Annotated in this window: 16 protein-coding genes; 6 read left to right on the forward strand and 10 right to left on the reverse strand. The window is 61.5% G+C overall.

Features of this window, described 5'->3' with window-relative positions; all coding sequences use genetic code 11:
• Positions 1-2: 2 nt before the first annotated feature.
• The 5 genes from phrB to ACVW0Y_RS14725 form a co-directional block, all read right to left on the reverse strand.
• Positions 3-1481 (reverse strand): deoxyribodipyrimidine photo-lyase, encoded by a 1479-nt coding sequence (phrB, locus tag ACVW0Y_RS14705; protein ID WP_457439054.1) that lies wholly within the window; start codon positions 1479-1481, stop codon positions 3-5.
• A complete protein-coding gene (locus ACVW0Y_RS14710; RefSeq protein WP_457439055.1) occupies positions 1481-2452 on the reverse strand; it encodes a MerR family transcriptional regulator in 972 nt (323 codons plus the stop codon). Before ACVW0Y_RS14710 ends, phrB begins: the two co-directional genes overlap by 1 nt.
• 21 nt (positions 2453-2473) lie before the next feature.
• The gene (locus ACVW0Y_RS14715) at positions 2474-3427 is read right to left on the reverse strand and encodes a YbgA family protein (RefSeq protein ID WP_457439056.1); all 954 of its coding nucleotides are present in this window, start codon (positions 3425-3427) and stop codon (positions 2474-2476) included.
• Positions 3428-3632: 205 nt separating this feature from the next.
• A complete protein-coding gene (trmA, locus tag ACVW0Y_RS14720) occupies positions 3633-4721 on the reverse strand; it encodes a tRNA (uridine(54)-C5)-methyltransferase TrmA (RefSeq protein ID WP_457439057.1) in 1089 nt (362 codons plus the stop codon).
• The gene (locus tag ACVW0Y_RS14725; protein ID WP_457439058.1) at positions 4718-6013 is read right to left on the reverse strand and encodes an NCS2 family permease; all 1296 of its coding nucleotides are present in this window, start codon (positions 6011-6013) and stop codon (positions 4718-4720) included. The genes trmA and ACVW0Y_RS14725 overlap by 4 nt, the downstream gene beginning before the upstream one ends.
• Before the next feature lie 522 nt (positions 6014-6535).
• Between ACVW0Y_RS14725 and ACVW0Y_RS14730 the strand changes: the two genes are divergently transcribed.
• Positions 6536-7927 (forward strand): PhoH family protein, encoded by a 1392-nt coding sequence (locus tag ACVW0Y_RS14730; protein WP_108098691.1) that lies wholly within the window; start codon positions 6536-6538, stop codon positions 7925-7927.
• A gap of 131 nt (positions 7928-8058) precedes the next feature.
• On the opposite strand, the gene ACVW0Y_RS14735 is transcribed toward ACVW0Y_RS14730, so the two are convergent.
• From ACVW0Y_RS14735 to gatC, 5 genes are all read right to left on the reverse strand, one after another.
• Complete coding sequence (locus tag ACVW0Y_RS14735; protein ID WP_457439059.1) at positions 8059-8442, reverse strand: carboxymuconolactone decarboxylase family protein; 384 nt, start codon at positions 8440-8442, stop codon at positions 8059-8061.
• Between the two features lie 9 nt (positions 8443-8451).
• The gene (locus ACVW0Y_RS14740; protein WP_457439060.1) at positions 8452-8859 is read right to left on the reverse strand and encodes a septal ring lytic transglycosylase RlpA family protein; all 408 of its coding nucleotides are present in this window, start codon (positions 8857-8859) and stop codon (positions 8452-8454) included.
• Positions 8860-8929: 70 nt separating this feature from the next.
• Positions 8930-10375: an Asp-tRNA(Asn)/Glu-tRNA(Gln) amidotransferase subunit GatB gene (gene gatB, locus ACVW0Y_RS14745; RefSeq protein ID WP_457439061.1), complete on the reverse strand. Its 1446-nt coding sequence runs from the start codon at positions 10373-10375 to the stop codon at positions 8930-8932.
• A gap of 11 nt (positions 10376-10386) precedes the next feature.
• Complete coding sequence (gene gatA / locus ACVW0Y_RS14750) at positions 10387-11838, reverse strand: Asp-tRNA(Asn)/Glu-tRNA(Gln) amidotransferase subunit GatA (RefSeq protein ID WP_457439094.1); 1452 nt, start codon at positions 11836-11838, stop codon at positions 10387-10389.
• A gap of 29 nt (positions 11839-11867) precedes the next feature.
• Positions 11868-12155 carry an Asp-tRNA(Asn)/Glu-tRNA(Gln) amidotransferase subunit GatC gene (gatC, locus tag ACVW0Y_RS14755; protein WP_457439062.1) on the reverse strand — a complete coding sequence of 96 codons (288 nt, stop codon included), beginning with the start codon at positions 12153-12155 and terminating at the stop codon, positions 11868-11870.
• 224 nt (positions 12156-12379) lie between these two features.
• Between gatC and mreB the strand changes: the two genes are divergently transcribed.
• From mreB to rng, 5 genes are all read left to right on the forward strand, one after another.
• Positions 12380-13417, forward strand: a complete 1038-nt coding sequence (mreB, locus tag ACVW0Y_RS14760) for a rod shape-determining protein MreB (RefSeq protein ID WP_108096189.1) — start codon at positions 12380-12382, stop codon at positions 13415-13417.
• A 298-nt stretch (positions 13418-13715) separates the two neighbouring features.
• On the forward strand, positions 13716-14795 hold the full coding sequence (gene mreC, locus ACVW0Y_RS14765) for a rod shape-determining protein MreC (protein ID WP_457439095.1): 1080 nt from the start codon (positions 13716-13718) through the stop codon (positions 14793-14795).
• The gene (gene mreD / locus ACVW0Y_RS14770) at positions 14792-15280 is read left to right on the forward strand and encodes a rod shape-determining protein MreD (RefSeq protein ID WP_457439063.1); all 489 of its coding nucleotides are present in this window, start codon (positions 14792-14794) and stop codon (positions 15278-15280) included. Before mreC ends, mreD begins: the two co-directional genes overlap by 4 nt.
• 51 nt (positions 15281-15331) lie before the next feature.
• A complete protein-coding gene (locus ACVW0Y_RS14775) occupies positions 15332-15949 on the forward strand; it encodes a Maf family protein (RefSeq protein ID WP_457439064.1) in 618 nt (205 codons plus the stop codon).
• Positions 15946-17403 (forward strand): ribonuclease G, encoded by a 1458-nt coding sequence (gene rng / locus ACVW0Y_RS14780; protein ID WP_457439065.1) that lies wholly within the window; start codon positions 15946-15948, stop codon positions 17401-17403. Before ACVW0Y_RS14775 ends, rng begins: the two co-directional genes overlap by 4 nt.
• Positions 17404-17476: the final 73 nt, after the last annotated feature.

Below are 17476 nucleotides of genomic sequence, written 5' to 3' on the forward strand. Positions count from 1 at the left end.
CGTCAGTTCCTCCAGGGGGCTTGGCTGTCGTCGTCAAACAGCGGCGGCAGCTGCGTTTCAGCGAGCCCTTTGAACGCGCTCAGGGCGCGGGCGCGGCTGCTGCTCAGATCGACAATCGGTGGCGGGTAATCCAGGCTGGCGAACAGGTCGCCGCCTTTGCGGATCGCCGGGTTGTGCACGTCCTTGTCGCTGAGCTCGTTGAGCTGCGGCAGCCAGTGGCGAATAAAGCGGCCCTGGGGGTCGAAGCGCTGCGACTGGCTGACCGGGTTGAAGATGCGGAAGTAGGGCACCGAGTCGGTACCGGTAGAGGCGCTCCACTGCCAGCCGCCGTTGTTGGCGGCCAGGTCGCCGTCGATCAGGTGACGCATAAAAAAGCGCTCGCCTTCACGCCAGTCGATCAGCAGGTTCTTGGTCAGAAACATGGCCACTACCATGCGCAGGCGGTTGTGCATCCAGCCGGTGGCCAGCAGTTGCAGGATGGCCGCATCAATCAAGGGAATGCCGGTACGGCCCTGTTGCCAGGCCGCCAGTTCCTGGGGCGCGGCGCGCCAGGGCAGGGCTTCGGTTTCCTGGCGAAAGGCGCGGTGGCGCGACACCCGTGGAAAACCGGCGAGGATATGTTTGTAGAACTCGCGCCAGAGCAGCTCGTTGATCCAGGTGATCACCCCGGTGTTGCCGCTTTCGAACTCGCCCTGGTTGCACATCAGGGCGCGGTGCAGGCATTGGCGTGGCGATAGCACACCGGCGGCCAGGTAGGTGGACAGCTGGCTGGTGCCGGGTTTGGCCGGCAGATCGCGTTGCTCGTGGTAGTAGCCGATCTGCTCGTCAGCGAAGGTTTCCAGGCGCTCATGGGCCTCGGTTTCACCGGCAGGCCAGAGCTGGCGCAGGCTGTCGCTGGGCGGCGGAAAGCCGGTGACGGTCTCGGGCACCGCGTCACTGTTGATTCCCAGCCCTTGCTGTGGCTTGGGCAGTGCCACCAGCGGCGGCAGTGCGCTGTGCAGACGGCTGTAGCAGACCTTGCGGAACTGGCTGAAGACCTGGAAGTAGTTGCCGGCCTTGGTCAGCACGCTGCCCGGCTGGAACAGCAATTGATCGAGGTGGCTGCGCCAATGAATGCCCTGTTCGCCGAGACGGTCGGCCACGGCATGGTCGCGCCGGGTTTCATTGACCCCGTATTCCTCGTTGACCTGCACGCAGCCGATGTCGTACTCGTTGCATAGCGCCGCAATCACTTGTGGGGCTTGCGCCCAGGTGTCGGCCTGACGGATCAGCAAGGGCACGCCGAGTTGCCCAAGGGCCTGGCTCAGGTGCTGCAGATTGCGCAGCCAGAAATCCACTTTGCATGGCGCATCGTCATGCTGCTGCCATTGCCCGGGGCTGAGCAGAAACACTGCAATGCTCGGCCCGGCCTGCATGGCGGCGGCGAGGGCACTGTTGTCCTGCACCCGCAGGTCGCTGCGAAACCACATCAGCTGGCGCATTACGCTTTGCCTTTTTGCGGGCCGAGCAGGTCGAGTTGCTGCAGGGTTTGCAGAGCCAGCAGCGGATCATCGGCCAGGTGCAGGCCATTGAGTTGGGTTTGCAGGGCGAGCAGGTCGGCCTGATGAATACGCACCGTCGGCCCGACCAACAGGCGCGGGCAGCTGCTGTCGGCCAGCAGCTTGGGTAACTGGGCACTGACCAGCGCCTGGCCGGAATACAGCAGGGTGGCGCGTGGCTTGATGTGCTCGATGGCCAGGGCCAGTTCCAGCGGCGGCAGCGGCCAGTCGAATACCTCGACTGCGCAGTCGGCGCTGCTCAGCAGCCAGGCCGATAGCCATAGCGCCGGCTCCATCGGCAGGTCGGAGAGGTTGACCAGCAGCAGCGGCGCACCGCCCAGCTGGCGGTTGTTGTGGTAGATCCGCGCGCCCAGTTTGCTGCGCAGCCAGGAGTAGAAAAATACCTGTTCCAACCGGGCACCGAACTGGCCCTGCCAGCGTTGTTCCAGCTCCGCCAGCAAGGGCAGAAGAAGCTGCTCGCACAGCAGTTTCGGCGGGTACAGCTGCTCGACGCGTTTGAACGCATCGTCCAGGCGCCGCTCGGCTTGTTCACTGATGGCACTCAGCAGGGCAGCGCGGGCGTTTTGCCAGCCGTCGCTGTCGACATGGGCATTGGGCAGGGCGGCGGTTTTCAGCAGCGCCTTGACCTGGCTGACCGCCACGCCGCGGTTGAGCCAGGTGAGGATTGCCTGGACACGGGCGATATGTTCCTGGGTATACAGGCGATGCCCCTTGGCCGTGCGCTGCGGCACGATCAGGCCGTAACGGCGCTCCCAGGCGCGCAGGGTGACCGGGTTGACCCCGGTGATGCGCGACACTTCGCGGATCGGCAGCAGGTTGTTGGCGAGCGCGGCCTGCAGTTCTTCATCGCTGCTGTCTTCGGGCTCGTCGTTGTTGAGTGCGTGTTTGTTCATGGTGTTTTTTCAGTTTCCGAGTCAGAGCGCATTGCGCAGGCTGAGGTTTGCCGGATGCGGCTGCAGGTACACCTGCTCGGCGATGTAGCGATCCGGGTGGAGTAGAAAGTGGTGTTTGAGTAGGGTCAGCGGTACCACCAGCGGCACATAGCCGCGGCGGTACTGCTCGATCAGTTGCTGCATTTCGGCCTTTTCCTCGCTACTCAGGGTTTCCTTGAGGTAGCCGCTGATGTGCTGCAGCACATTGCTGTGGGTGCCGCGGGTGGCGCATTTCTGCAGCGCCTCCATCAGCGCGCTGAAATAGCGCGGCGCGAGGTCATGCAGGTTGTGTTTGTTCAGGCCGCCGAGCAGTTGCCCGAGGGCGCGGTACTGTTCCGGGTGGGTGGCCAGCAGCAGGTATTTGTAGCGGGCGTGGAAATGGGTCAGGCGATGGCGGCTCAGGCCGCGCTGCAGCAGCTGCTGCCAGTCGGCGTAGGCGAACACGCGGGTGAGGAAGTTTTCCCGCAGCACCGGATCATTCAGGCGGCCTTCCTCTTCCACCGGCAAGTCCGGATGGGCCGCGCAAAACGCCGCCGCATACAGGCCGCGACCGCCACCGGCGGCGGGCAGGCCATTGGCCTGATACACCTTGACCCGGTGCAGCCCGCAGGACGGCGACTTCTGCATAAAGATGTAGCCACTGATGCCGGCCAATTGCTCGGCCATGTGCTGGCCGTAGTCGCGTAGCGCGCTGCTGACATCCAGGTCGCTGTGCAGCGTGCCCACTGCACGCGGTGCAGCAATATCGCCCACCAGGCGGATCGGCTCACGGGGCGTACCCAGGCCGATGGCCACTTCCGGGCAGACGCGTACAAACTCCACATGCTCAGCCAGCCGCTCGGTACACAGCTCAGAGCGCTTGTGTCCGCCGTTGTAGCGCACTTCATCGCCCAGTAAGCAGGCGCTGATGGCTATTTTCGGTTTGTGCTGACCCATGACGGCCCCTGTGGAGTAGTTGTACAAGATTGAGTTCTTGTACAGCTTTGGGGGTCAGCATAGAGAGATGCTTGTACAGGTCAAGTTTCTTGTACAAGTTTTTTTGCGGCGCACCTCTGTCCCATAGCAGCGGCTTTAGCCGCGATGCTTTTCAAGATCAAGAGCATCGCGGCTGAAGCCGCTCCTGCGAAGGTTGCGCGGGGGCTTAACGCCGAACCAGTAGAACCCCGGATTCCATATGGTGGGTATAGGGGAACTGGTCGAACAGGGCGCAGCGCTCGATGCGGTGCGTGTCGTTCAGGTGGGCGATATTCGCCGCGAGGGTTTCCGGGTTGCAGGAGATGTACAGGATATTGTCGAAGCGCCGGGTCAGTTCGCAGGTGTCCGGGTCCATGCCGGCGCGGGGCGGGTCGACGAATACGCTGCCGAACTTATAAGCCTTCAGATCGATGCCCTGCAGACGGCGGAATGGCCGCACTTCGTTGAGGGCTTCGGTCAATTCCTCGGCGGACAGGCGCACCAGGGTGACGTTATCCACCTGGTTGTCCGCCAGGTTGGCCAGGGCGGCATTCACCGAGGTCTTGCTGATCTCGGTGGCCAGCACCTTGCCGACGCGGGTGGCCAGCGGCAGGGTGAAGTTGCCGTTGCCGCAGTACAGCTCGAGCAGATCATTACTGCGCTCACCCAATGCGTCATACGCCCAGTTGAGCATGTGCTGGTTCACCGTGCCGTTGGGCTGGGTAAAGGCACCTTCCGGTTGCCGGTAGCTGAAGGTACGACCGGCCACCTCGAGTTTTTCCACTACATAATCGCGACCCACCACCAGACGCTGACCGCGCGACCGGCCAACGATGCTCACCCCCAGCTCGCTGGCCAGTTGCGTAGCAGCGGCTTGCCACTCGTCATTCAGCGGGCGGTGGTAACACAGGGTGATCAGACCGTCGCCCGCCAGGGTGGTAAGAAACTCCACCTGAAACAGCTTGAAGCCCAGGGCTTTGCTGTTCTGCCAGGCGCTTTTCAACTGCGGCATCAGTTCATTGATACGGCGACTGGCGATGGGGAAGTCTTCCAGCAGGATCGGCGTGTGCTTGTCGCCGGCGGCGAACATCGCATAGAAGCGCTCTTCGCCTTCACGCCACAGGCGGAACTCGGCGCGCAGGCGGTAGTGCTCGCGCGGCGACTCGAACACCTGCGGCACCGGGGCGTCGAAGGGTGCCAGCAGGTCCTGCAGGCGCTGCTTTTTTTCCGCCAGTTGGGCGTCGTACTGGCTAGGGTCGAATTGCGGCGCACTCATGCGTTGAACCAGCCCAGCTTGATCACGAACAGAATCGACAGAATCACCAGTGCCGGGCTCAGTTCACGCCAGCGGCCGGATAGCAGCTTGATGGCGGTCCAGGCGATAAAACCAAAGGCGATGCCGTTGGCGATGGAGAAGGTCAGCGGCATGGCCAGGGCGGTGATCACCACCGGGGCGGCGACGGTGATGTCGCTCCAATCGATTTCCGCGAGGCCAGCGGTCATCAGCACGGCCACGAACAGCAAGGCCGGAGCGGTGGCGAAGGCCGGTACGCTGCCCGCCAGTGGCGCGAGGAACAGCGCCAGCAAAAACAGAATGGCCACCACCACGGCGGTCAGACCGGTACGGCCGCCAGCGCTTACGCCGGCTGCGGATTCGATATAGCTGGTGGTGGTCGAGGTACCCAGTACCGAGCCGACCATCGCCGCGCTGCTGTCGGCGATCAGGGCGCGACCCATCTTCGGCATATGGCCATCGGCGCGCATCAGGCCGGCTTTCTTGGCCACCGCGATCAGGGTGCCGGAGTTATCGAAAATATCCACAAACAGAAAAGCGAACACCACAGTCACCAGGCCGATATTCAGCGCGCCTTTGATATCCAGCTGCATAAAGGTCGGTGCCAGCGATGGCGGCATCGAGAACACGCCGCCGAACTGCGACACGCCCAGGGCAATGCCGGCGGCGCTGGTGAGCAGAATGCCGATCAGCACCGCGCCGGTGATTTTGCGGGCTTCCAGGGCAACGATGATAAAGAAACCGAGGATGGCCAGCAGCGGCTCTGGCTTGCTCAGGTCGCCCATGCCGACCAGGGTGGCCGGGTTGGCGATGACGATGCCGGCTTCTTTCAACGCGATCAGCGCCAGGAACAGGCCGATACCGGCAGCAATCGCCGAGCGCAGCTCCAGGGGGATGCTGTTGATGATCCATTCACGGATGCGAAAGATCGACAGCACAAAGAACATGCACGCCGAAATAAACACCGCACCCAGCGCTACCTGCCAGGTATGGCCCATATGCAGGACCACGGTGTAAGTGAAGAAAGCGTTGAGACCCATGCCCGGGGCGAGGGCAATCGGGTAGTTGGCGATAAACCCCATGATCGCCGAACCGATGGCGGCGGCCAGGCAGGTGGCGACAAAAATCGCGCCTTTGTCCATGCCGGTCTCGCCGAGGATGCTCGGGTTGACGAACAGGATGTAGGCCATGGTCAGGAAAGTCGTGATCCCGGCAAGGATCTCGGTGCGCACGGTGGTGTTGTGTGCGTTGAGTTGGAACAGTCTTTCCAGCATGGGATGGGCTCCGCGGATGTGATCAATGGCCGTCTTGTGGATAAACCAGAAGCAAAGCACAGCAGCCTGTACGGCGCCGGTTTGCCGGTATCTGGTTTAGCGGGTGCGGCGAAAAAAGCGGCGCATCATACCAGTTCGCACGGCAGTGCTCGTGCCTTGCATCGGGCGCGGTGTTCTAAAGGGGGAAAAGGCAACGGTAGGAAGGGGGAGTGAAGCAGGCCTGCATACGGGAAATGTATGTCGGAAGTAGCTGTTAAGCACTAGCGGGACTTCCGACTTTAACGAGACGGTGCGGGTACGCCAAGGGCTTTTCGTCGCACTGAAAAATAAACCCGGCAAACGCAAAAATTACTTTTTCCTGTCACCTTTTTTGGAGTATCTAAAAGGCAGACCGGCAAATGCTGCAGCACATTTTTGATGTGTACAGTTTTCCCCCGCCGCGGCCGGGGATATTGACGGTTTGTGCGGCGGAGCGCTGTTACGGCATTCCGTCGCTTGGCTCCTATAAGAAGGTGACCGAGTATGGATGACCACGGACGCTCCAGCCCTACTGCTCCAATCCTCTACGCCCTCGATACCAACGTTCTGATCCACGACCCCAACGCCTTACTGAATTTCCAGGAACACCACGTTGCCATCCCCATGACCGTCCTTGAGGAACTGGACAAGCTCAAAACCGGCAAGCAAGGCGTCGCAGCAGAATGTAGGCAAGCCATCCGCCTGATCGACAAGATCCTCGGCGGTGCCTCTCCCGAAGAAGTGGAACATGGTGTCGCCATCCAGCGCGACAAAAGCGGTCCCTGCGGTTATCTGTCCATCCTTATGAGCCGTCGTGCCGAGCCCATCACCTGGCTGCCGGAAGACCTCAACGACAACAAAATCATCAACCAGCTGGTGGATCTCAAAGCCCGCAAGCCGGGTCTGTCGGTGGTGCTGGTCACCAAAGACATCAACATGCGCCTGAAGGCGCGCGCCTGTGGCATCGAATCCGAGGACTACCACACCGACCAGCTGGTCGACGATATCTCGCTGTTGCCGCGTGGTTATCACACCCTCACGGGCTCGTTCTGGGACCGCGTGAGCAAGGTCGATACCCGCCAGGATCGTGGCCGTGCCTGGCACCGCGTGCAGATGACCGACAACTTGCCGGCTGTGCATATCAACGAATTCATCATCGACGAGCAGGGCTTTGTCGGCTGGGTCAAAGGCATCAAGGCCGATGAGCTGCTGATTCTCGACCTGCACCAGGAGCCCTTGCTGCATCAGGAGGCCTGGGGCCTGCGCCCACGCGACATCTACCAGAGCCTGGCGCTGTTCGCCCTGCTCGATCCGGATATTCACCTGGTCAACCTGTCCGGTGCCGCCGGCTCGGGGAAAACCATCCTGGCCCTGGCGGCCGCCATCGAACAGACCATGGTCACCAAACGCTATCGCCGCATCATCGCCACCCGCAGTGTGCAGGGGCTGGACCAGGAGATCGGTTTCCTGCCCGGTACCGAAGCGGAAAAAATGGAGCCTTGGCTGGGGGCCATCACCGACAACCTCGAAGCCCTGCATATGGACGACGAGAACACCCACGGCAGCGTGGACTACATCCTTGGCAAGGTGCCATTGCAGTTCAAATCCCTTAACTACATTCGCGGCAGAAGCTTCCAGCAAAGCCTGATTCTGATCGATGAGTGCCAGAACCTGACGCCGCACCAGATGAAAACCATCATCACCCGTGCGGGGACCGGTTCGAAGGTGGTGTGCCTGGGCAACCTGGCGCAGATCGATACGCCGTATCTGTCGGCACCGAGTTCGGGGCTTACCTACCTGACCGAACGCTTCAAAGACTTCCCCCATGGGGTGCATATCACCCTGCAAGGGGTGCCACGGTCGGTGCTGGCCGAATACGCCGAAGCGAATATGTAGAGGAGTTTTGCAGGATAAAAAAACCGGGCCATGTGCCCGGTTTTTTTATCGCTGTACTCGATCGCATAGGAGCGGCTTTAGCCGCGAAGCTCTTGCTTCATCGTTTCCAGGGATCGCGGCTGAAGCCGCTCCTACGGGGCGGGCGCGGTGTAGCTATCGATCACTTCCTGCGCCGCGCGAAACGCGTCGATGGCAGCCGGAACCCCCGCATACACCGCGCAGTGCAGCAGCGCTTCGCGGATTTCCTCCACGCTGCAGCCGTTGTTCAGCGCGCCGCGTACATGGCCTTTCAGTTCCTGTGGGCACTTCAAGGCAGTAAGGGCGGCGAGGGTGATCAGGCTGCGGGTTTTCAGGGGCAGGCCTTCGCGGTTCCAGACGCCGCCCCAGGCGTGTTGGTTGACGAAGTCTTGCAGCGGTTGGGTGAAGTCGGTGGCGTTGTTCAGGGCGCGGTCGACGAAGGCGTCGCCCATTACCTGGCGGCGAACCTGTTCACCGGTCTTGTGCTTATCGGTCATAAAAATTCCTCAGTCGAGACTCTGCACGCGCACCGGTGCGGTACCGGCGCGCACCATATCCAACTGCTCGGCGGCGGCGCGGGAGATGTCGATCAAGCGCTTGCGGTTGAATGGGCCGCGGTCGTTGATACGTACAACCACGGATTTGTTGTTGTCCAGGTTGGTCACCCGTACCTGGGTGCCAAAGGGCAAGGTGCGGTGGGCGGCGGTCAGTTGCGCCTGATCGAAGCGCTCGCCGCTGGCGGTCTTCTTGCCCTGGTGCTTGGCACCGTAAAACGATGCTTCGCCGCTTTCGCTGTAGTGCCCGTTGTAGGGGCTGGGCGGCGGAGTGTTGGTCGGCAGCGCGTCACGGTAGGACAGGTTGTTACAGCCGGCCAGCAGGGTCAGGGTGGTTGCCAGCATCAGTAAACGCCACATTGCTGCTCTCCTTATCAAGAGTCCTTGGCAAAAAAAACGCCGGAATAACCGGCGTTTTTTTATCCTGCACTCAGCCTTCCAGCTTCTGTTTCAGCAGTTCATTCACCTGCTGCGGGTTGGCTTTGCCTTTCGAGGCTTTCATCGCCTGGCCGACGAAGAAGCCGAACATTTTGCCGCGCTTGGCTTCATCGGCGGCGCGGTATTGTTCGACCTGTTCGGCGTTGGCGGCGAGCATTTCATCCAGCACGGCGGAGATCGCGCCGCTATCAGTGACCTGCTTGAGGCCCTTGGCTTCGATGATCTGGTCGGCGCTGCCTTCGCCATTGGCCATGGCTTCAAAGACCATCTTGGCGATCTTGCCGGAGATGGTGTTGTCGGTGATGCGCTTGAGCATGCCGCCCAGTTGCTCGGCGCTGACCGGCGAGGCGTCGATTTCCACGCCCTGCTTGTTGAGCAGGCTGCCCAATTCCACCATCACCCAGTTGGCCGCCAGCTTGGCGTCGCCGCTGATGCCGACCACTTGCTCGAAGTAGTCCGCCTGTTCGCGGCTGGAGGCCAGCACGCTGGCGTCGTACGCCGAGAGGCCGAACTGCGCCTGGAAGCGCTCGCGTTTGGCTGGCGGCAGTTCCGGCAGGGTGGCGCGGGTGGCGTCGAGGAAGGCGTTGTCGATGATCACCGGCAGCAGGTCAGGGTCGGGGAAGTAACGGTAGTCGTTGGCTTCTTCCTTGCTGCGCATGGCGCGGGTTTCGTCTTTGTTCGGGTCGTACAGACGGGTTTGCTGAATGACCTTGCCGCCGTCTTCGATCAGTTCGATCTGGCGCTGGATTTCGCTGTTGATCGCTTTCTCGATGAAACGGAACGAGTTGACGTTCTTGATCTCGCAGCGCGTGCCGAACTCGGCCTGGCCTTTCGGGCGAACCGAGACGTTGCAATCGCAACGCAGCGAGCCTTCGGCCATGTTGCCGTCGCAGATCGCCAGGTAACGCACCAGGGCGTGAATGGCTTTTACATAAGCCACGGCCTCTTTGGCGCTGCGCATGTCGGGTTCAGAAACGATTTCCAGCAGTGGCGTGCCGGCGCGGTTCAGGTCGATGCCGCTCATGCCGCTGAAGTCTTCGTGCAGGCTCTTGCCGGCGTCTTCTTCCAGGTGCGCGCGGGTGATGCCGACGCGTTTCACTGTGCCGTCTTCCAGGGTGATGTCCAGGTGGCCCTTGCCGACGATGGGCAATTCCATCTGGCTGATCTGGTAGCCCTTGGGCAGGTCCGGGTAGAAGTAGTTTTTGCGCGCAAACACGTTGTGCTGGCCGATCTCGGCATCAATTGCCAGACCGAACTTCACCGCCATGCGCACGGCCTCTTCGTTGAGCACCGGCAGTACGCCGGGCATGCCCAGGTCGATCAGGCTGGCCTGGGTGTTGGGCGCTTGACCAAAGGTGGTGGCGCTGCCGGAGAAAATCTTCGATTGGGTGGCGAGCTGGGTGTGAATCTCCAGGCCGATAACAACTTCCCATTGCATGGTGTATCTCCTCAGAAGCCTGTCGGTGTGCGCGTGTGCCAGTCAGTGGTGAGCTGATACTGGTGAGCGACGTTGAGCAGGCGACCTTCCTGGAAGTAAGGCGCGAGCAGTTGTACGCCAACCGGCAGGCCATCGACGAAACCGGCCGGCATGGAAATGCCCGGCAGGCCAGCGAGGTTGGCGGTGATGGTGTAGACGTCTTCGAGGTAGGCGGCGACCGGGTCGTTGTTTTTCGCGCCGATCTTCCAGGCCGGGTTGGGCGTGGTCGGGCCGAGGATCAGGTCGACATCCTGGAATGCCGCCATAAAGTCGTTCTTGATCAGGCGCCGGATTTTCTGCGCTTGCAGGTAATAGGCGTCGTAGTAACCGGCCGACAGGGCGTAGGCCCCGACCATGATGCGGTTCTGCACTTCCGGCCCGAAGCCCTCTGCGCGCGAACGCTTATAAAGGTCGGTGAGGTCTTTCGGGTCTGCGCAGCGGTAGCCGAAGCGCACGCCATCGAAGCGCGACAGGTTGGACGAGGCTTCTGCCGGGGCGATGACGTAGTACGCCGGAATGGCGTGCTGCATGTTCGGCAGGCTGATTTCCTTGACCACCGCGCCGAGCTTTTCCAGCTCCTTGACGCTGTTGTGGATAAGTTCGGCGATGCGCGGATCGAGCCCGGCGCTGAAGTATTCCTTGGGCAGGCCGATGCGCAGGCCCTTGATCGAGTCGCCCAGGGTAGCGGAGTAGTCCGGTACCGGCTCGTCGACGCTGGTGGAATCCTTGGCATCGAAGCCGGCCATGCCTTGCAGCAGCAGCGCGCAGTCTTCGGCGGTGCGCGCCAGCGGGCCGCCCTGGTCGAGGCTCGAGGCGTAGGCAATCATGCCCCAGCGCGAGACGCGGCCATAGGTGGGCTTGAGGCCGGTGAGGTTGGTCAGCGCCGCAGGCTGGCGAATCGAGCCGCCAGTGTCGGTGCCGGTGGCGGCGGGCAGCAGGCGCGCGGCCACGGCGGCGGCGGAACCACCGGACGAGCCGCCCGGCACGTGTTCCAGGTTCCACGGGTTTTTCACTGCGCCGTAATGGCTCGACTCGTTGGCCGAACCCATGGCGAATTCGTCCATGTTGGTCTTGCCCAGGCTGACGGCGCCGGCGGCGGCAAGCTTGGCGACCACAGTGGCGTCGTAGGGGGCGGTGAAATTGTCGAGCATCTTCGAACCGCAGCTGGTGCGGATGCCCTGGGTGCAGAACAGGTCCTTGTGCGCCAGCGGGGCACCCAGCAGCGCGCCGGTTTCGCCAGCGGCGCGACGGGCGTCAGCGGCTTTGGCCTGCTGCAACGCGCTGTCTGCGGTGACGGTGATAAAGCTGTTGAGCTGCGGATCCAGTTGGGCGATACGCGCCAGCAGACTCTGAGTCAGCTCTTCGGAGGAGAATTTCTTGGCCTCAAGGCCACGGGCAATCTCGGCCAGGGTCAGTTGGTGCATGTCCACGTCCTTACTCACTCGATAACCCCTTACTCGATAACCTTGGGAACCAGATACAGGCCGTCTTGCACGGCTGGGGCGATGGCTTGGTAGGCATCGCGCTGATTCTGTTCGGTGACCTGGTCTTCACGCAGGCGCTGGGTCGCTTCCAGCGGGTGGGCCAGAGGCTCGATGCCGGTGGTGTCCACCGCTTGCATCAAATCGATCAGGCCGAGAATGTTATTGAGTGTTTCAGTGGTGCGGGGGATATCGGCTTCGTTCAGACCCAGTCGGGCCAGATGAGCGATTTTCTCCACCTCGGAGCGTTCAAGCGCCATCGGGTGTTCTCCAATTAATAGAACGGCCTGTGGAAGGCGTGTAGAAGTCCGTAGGGATTGTCGTACGGAACGGATAAGATCAGCGCGCGGTCATAAGCCGCTAGTTGGGCGCCAATGCCGGGAAAAGGCGGCAATTTAACATATTGGTGCCTTGCCCAAAATCCCCGTCGTTGTTAGAGTTTGCGCCACTTTTTTACCCGCGCGTTGCCTAGGGTCCCTATCCCATGTTCAAGAAACTGCGTGGCATGTTCTCCAGTGATCTTTCGATCGACCTGGGCACTGCCAATACCCTGATTTATGTACGCGAACGCGGCATCGTGCTGAACGAGCCATCCGTGGTCGCCATCCGTACCCACGGCAACCAGAAGAGCGTTGTGGCCGTCGGTACCGAAGCCAAACGTATGCTCGGCCGTACGCCGGGCAACATTGCCGCCATTCGCCCGATGAAAGATGGCGTGATCGCCGACTTCAGCGTTTGCGAAAAAATGCTGCAGTACTTCATCAACAAAGTGCACGAAAACAGCTTTCTGCAGCCCAGCCCCCGTGTGCTGATCTGCGTTCCGTGCAAATCCACCCAAGTAGAACGTCGCGCCATTCGTGAATCGGCCCTGGGTGCCGGTGCCCGCGAAGTATTCCTGATCGAAGAGCCAATGGCAGCTGCCATCGGTGCCGGTTTGCCGGTAGAGGAAGCACGCGGTTCGATGGTAGTGGATATCGGTGGTGGTACCACTGAAATCGCCCTGATCTCTCTGAACGGTGTGGTTTACGCCGAATCCGTACGGGTTGGCGGCGACCGCTTCGACGAAGCGATCATCACCTACGTGCGCCGTAACTACGGCAGCCTGATCGGTGAATCCACCGCTGAGCGCATCAAGCAGGAAATCGGCACCGCCTACGCCGGTGGTGAACTGCGTGAAGTGGACGTGCGTGGCCGTAACCTGGCTGAAGGCGTACCGCGCAGCTTCACCCTGAACTCCAACGAAGTGCTCGAAGCCCTGCAAGAGTCGCTGGCCACCATCGTCCAGGCGGTGAAAAGCGCCCTCGAGCAGTCGCCGCCGGAACTGGCTTCCGATATCGCCGAGCGCGGTCTGGTGCTGACCGGTGGTGGCGCTTTGCTGCGTGACCTCGACAAGCTGCTGGCCCAGGAAACCGGCCTGCCGGTGATCGTTGCCGAAGACCCGCTGACCTGCGTGGCCCGCGGCGGCGGTAAAGCCCTCGAGATGATGGACCGTCATACGATGGATCTGCTGTCCAGCGAGTGAGCGTTGCAGACCTTGTGAAAACTACTGCGCTCGGTTTGGCGGCGTTAAAAACAGTCTCACAATGCTCATTGGCTACAGCCAATTCCGCTTGTTCGTCTGTTTTTGCCTTGCCTAACCGTCGCTCGCTACGTTTTCACAAGGCCTGACCCAGAATCGTTAGAAGCCTGGCCCCGGCCTGGCAGTTGGGCCCACTCCGGTGGGCTCATTGCATTTACAACGGTGCTTCGCCTTACACTCCGTCCACCAGTCAGCGATGCGGACCGTATGAATATTCAACTCAGCGTCGGAGCAGTCAGCCATTAAGCCGCTCTTTGCCAAGGGCCCCTCGTTGGGGGTACGCCTGCTGGTGCTGGTTGTACTGTCGGCCACGCTGATGGTGGTCGATGCCCGTTTCGAATCCCTCAAGCCCATGCGCAGCCAGCTCGGTCTGGTGCTGACGCCGTTCTATTGGCTGGCCGACTTCCCGATACGCATGTGGGATGGCGCCACCGCGCAGTTCACCAGCCGCAGCGAACTCGTGGGCGAAAACGAAAAACTCAAGGCCGAAGCGCTGTTGATGCAGCGTCGTCTGCAGAAGCTGGCCGCGCTGACCGAGCAGAACGTGCGTCTGCGTGAATTGCTCAACTCCTCGTCCCTGGTGGATGAAAAGGTGCTGGTGGGCGAGCTGATTGGCGTCGACCCCAACCCCTTCACCCACCGCATCCTGATCGATAAAGGCGGCAAGGACGGTGTGTTCCTCGGTCAGCCGGTGCTCGATGCCCGTGGTCTGATGGGCCAGGTTGTCGAAGTGATGCCCTACACCTCGCGGGTGTTGCTGCTCACCGATATCACCCACAGCATTCCGGTGCAGGTAAACCGCAACGGCCTGCGTGCCATCGCCAGCGGTACCGGTAACCCGGAGCGGCTGGAGCTGCGCCATGTGGCCGATACGGCGGATATCAAAGAGGGCGACTTGCTGGTCAGCTCGGGCCTGGGTCAGCGCTTCCCAGCCGGTTACCCGGTCGCGGTGGTGAAAGAAGTGATACACGACTCCGGTCAGCCATTCGCCATAGTTCGCGCTGTGCCGACCGCTGCGTTGAACCGCAGCCGCTACGTATTGCTGGTGTTCACCGATACCCGCAGTCCGGAACAACGCGCCACCGATTCGGCCGAAGCGCAGGAAAAAGTTGATCGTCAGGCCGAGCAAAAAGCGGCTGAAGCGCTGCAAGGCCCAGCACCTGCTACCGCTCCAGCGCCGGCCGCTGCGCCAGCTCCGGCACCTGCCGCACCCGCTGCTACGCCGGCCAAGCCCGTCACCACACCGGCCAGGCCCGCCGCTACGCCAGCCAAACCGGCTGCAACTCCAGCCAAACCCGCCACGCAAGGAGAGCGTCGATGATCGGTCTGCGCCCGCGTAATGGCTGGGTTATCTGGTTCAGCCTGGCGGTGGCTCTGCTGCTGAGCGTTGCGCCGTTGCCAGATTTTATGGAAGTCGGCCGCCCGCTGTGGCCAGCGCTGATTCTCACCTATTGGGTGTTGGCCCTGCCGCACCGCGTGGGCATGACCACCGCCTGGCTGCTCGGCCTCGGTGTGGATGTGCTGTACGGCACGCTGCTGGGGCAGAACGCGTTGATCCTCACCCTGATTACCTTCCTGGTACTTAGCCTGCACCAGCGCTTGCGCATGTTCCCGATGTGGCAACAAAGCCTGGTGTTGCTGGTGGTGTTTGGCTTGGCCCAGCTGGTGCAGTTGTGGCTCAATGCGTTGACCGGTAACCGCCCGCCAACCCTGGCCTTTGTGCTGCCGGCGCTGGTCAGCGCGTTGCTTTGGCCCTGGGTCTCGGTGGCTTTGCGCGGTATACAGAAGCGTTTGAACGTCAATTAAGCGCGGCAGGCCTTTTCCTGCTGGCGCACTGCTCGACAGGGAGAGGTCTGCATGGCCACGCTATACCTGGCCTCCGGGTCTCCACGCCGGCGTGAGCTGCTGACGCAGATCGGCGTGGCCTTTTCCACCCTTGCTGCCCCTATCGACGAAAGCGTGCTGCCCGGCGAAACCGCTGAGGTCTACGTGCAACGTCTGGCCCTGGCCAAAGCCCATGCTGGCTTGGCCACCCTGTCCAATTCTTCCGATGCCGTGGTGTTGGGCGCCGACACCGCCGTGGTGGTTGACGGCCAGATTCTCGGTAAGCCCGTGGACCAGGCCGACGCCCTGGCCATGCTGCAACTGCTTTCCGGCCGTGAACACCAGGTGCTGACCGCCGTCGCCTTGGCCAGTGGCCAGCGTAGCGACGTGCGTTTGATCAGCAGCGACGTGCACTTTCGCCCGATATCAATTTCTGAAGCCAACACTTATTGGGCCAGCGGCGAGCCGCAGGACAAAGCCGGCGGCTACGCTATCCAGGGCCTGGCAGCGGTGTTTGTCAGTGGCATGCATGGCAGCTATTCGGCCGTGGTCGGCCTGCCATTGTGTGAAACTGCTGACTTACTCGCCGAATTCGGCATCCCCTGTTGGCAACATCTGAACGACCCGTGCCTTGAGCGAGAGCCGTCATGAGTGAAGAAATTCTGATCAACATCACCCCCATGGAATCCCGCGTGGCGGTGGTGGAAAACGGTGTGCTGCAGGAAGTGCACGTCGAGCGCACCCAGCGCCGCGGCATCGTCGGCAATATCTATAAAGGCAAGGTGGTGCGCGTACTGCCGGGTATGCAGGCGGCTTTCGTCGATATCGGTCTGGAACGTGCGGCCTTTATTCATGCCTCGGAAATCTCCACTCGCGAAGGCGCGGCGGTAGAAAGCATCAGCGCCCTGGTGCACGAAGGCCAGAGTCTGACCGTGCAGGTGACCAAAGACCCGATTGGCAGCAAAGGCGCACGCCTGACCACCCAGCTGTCTATTCCATCGCGCTACCTGGTATATATGCCGCGCACCAGCCATGTCGGCATTTCCCTGCGTATCGAAGATGAAGTCGAGCGCGACCGGCTGAAAAAAGTAGTGGCCGACTGCATCGCTGCCGAAGGCATCGAAGAAGCCGGCGGCTTTATTCTGCGCACCGCTGCCGATGGTGCCGGTGCCGATGAAATCGTCGCCGACATCCGCTACCTGCGCCGCCTGTGGGGCCAGATCGGCACCCAGATGAAGACCGCGCCAACCCCTTCGGTGATTTACGAAGATCTCAGCCTTGCCCTGCGCACCCTGCGTGATCTGGTCAGCCTGCGCACCGAAAAGCTGCGGGTCGACTCGCGGGAAACCTTCCAGAAGGTCACCCAGTTCGTCGAAGAACTGATGCCGGAAGTGGCCGACCGTATCGAGCATTACCCTGGCGAGCGGCCGATCTTCGACTTGTATGGCGTCGAAGACGAAATCCAGAAAGCCTTGGAGCGCAAGGTGCCGCTGAAATCCGGCGGCTACCTGATCATCGACCCGGCCGAGGCGATGAGTACCATCGACGTCAATACCGGTGCCTTCGTCGGTCACCGCACCCTCGAAGAAACCATCTTCAAGACCAACCTCGAAGCGGCCACCGCCATTGCCCGCCAGCTGCGTCTGCGCAACCTCGGCGGGATCATCATCATCGACTTTATCGACATGGAAGATGAAGAGCACCAGCGCCAGGTGCTGCGGACCCTGGAAAAACAGCTGGAGCGCGACCACGCCAAGACCAACATCATCGGCATTACCGAGCTCGGTCTGGTGCAGATGACCCGCAAGCGCACCCGCGAAAGCCTGGAACAGATTCTCTGCGAGCCGTGCATCTGCTGTCAGGGGCGCGGCAAGCTGAAAACCCCGGAAACCATCTGCTACGAAATCTTCCGCGAAATTCTGCGCGAGGCGCGCGCCTATCAGCCGGAAGGCTATCGTGTGTTGGCCAACCAGAAAGTGGTCGACCGTCTGTTGGATGAGGAATCGGGTAATGTGGCCGACCTTGAGAGCTTTATCGGTCGCACGATCAAATTCCAGGTCGAAAGCATGTATTCACAGGAACAATATGACGTGGTCTTACTCTGACTCCTCTCGTGATCCCCATTGCCTGTCCGTATAACGACGGCTCGCCAGAATTGCCCCGGCCGCAACAATAAAA

Source organism: Pseudomonas sp. TE3786, assembly GCF_054057335.1.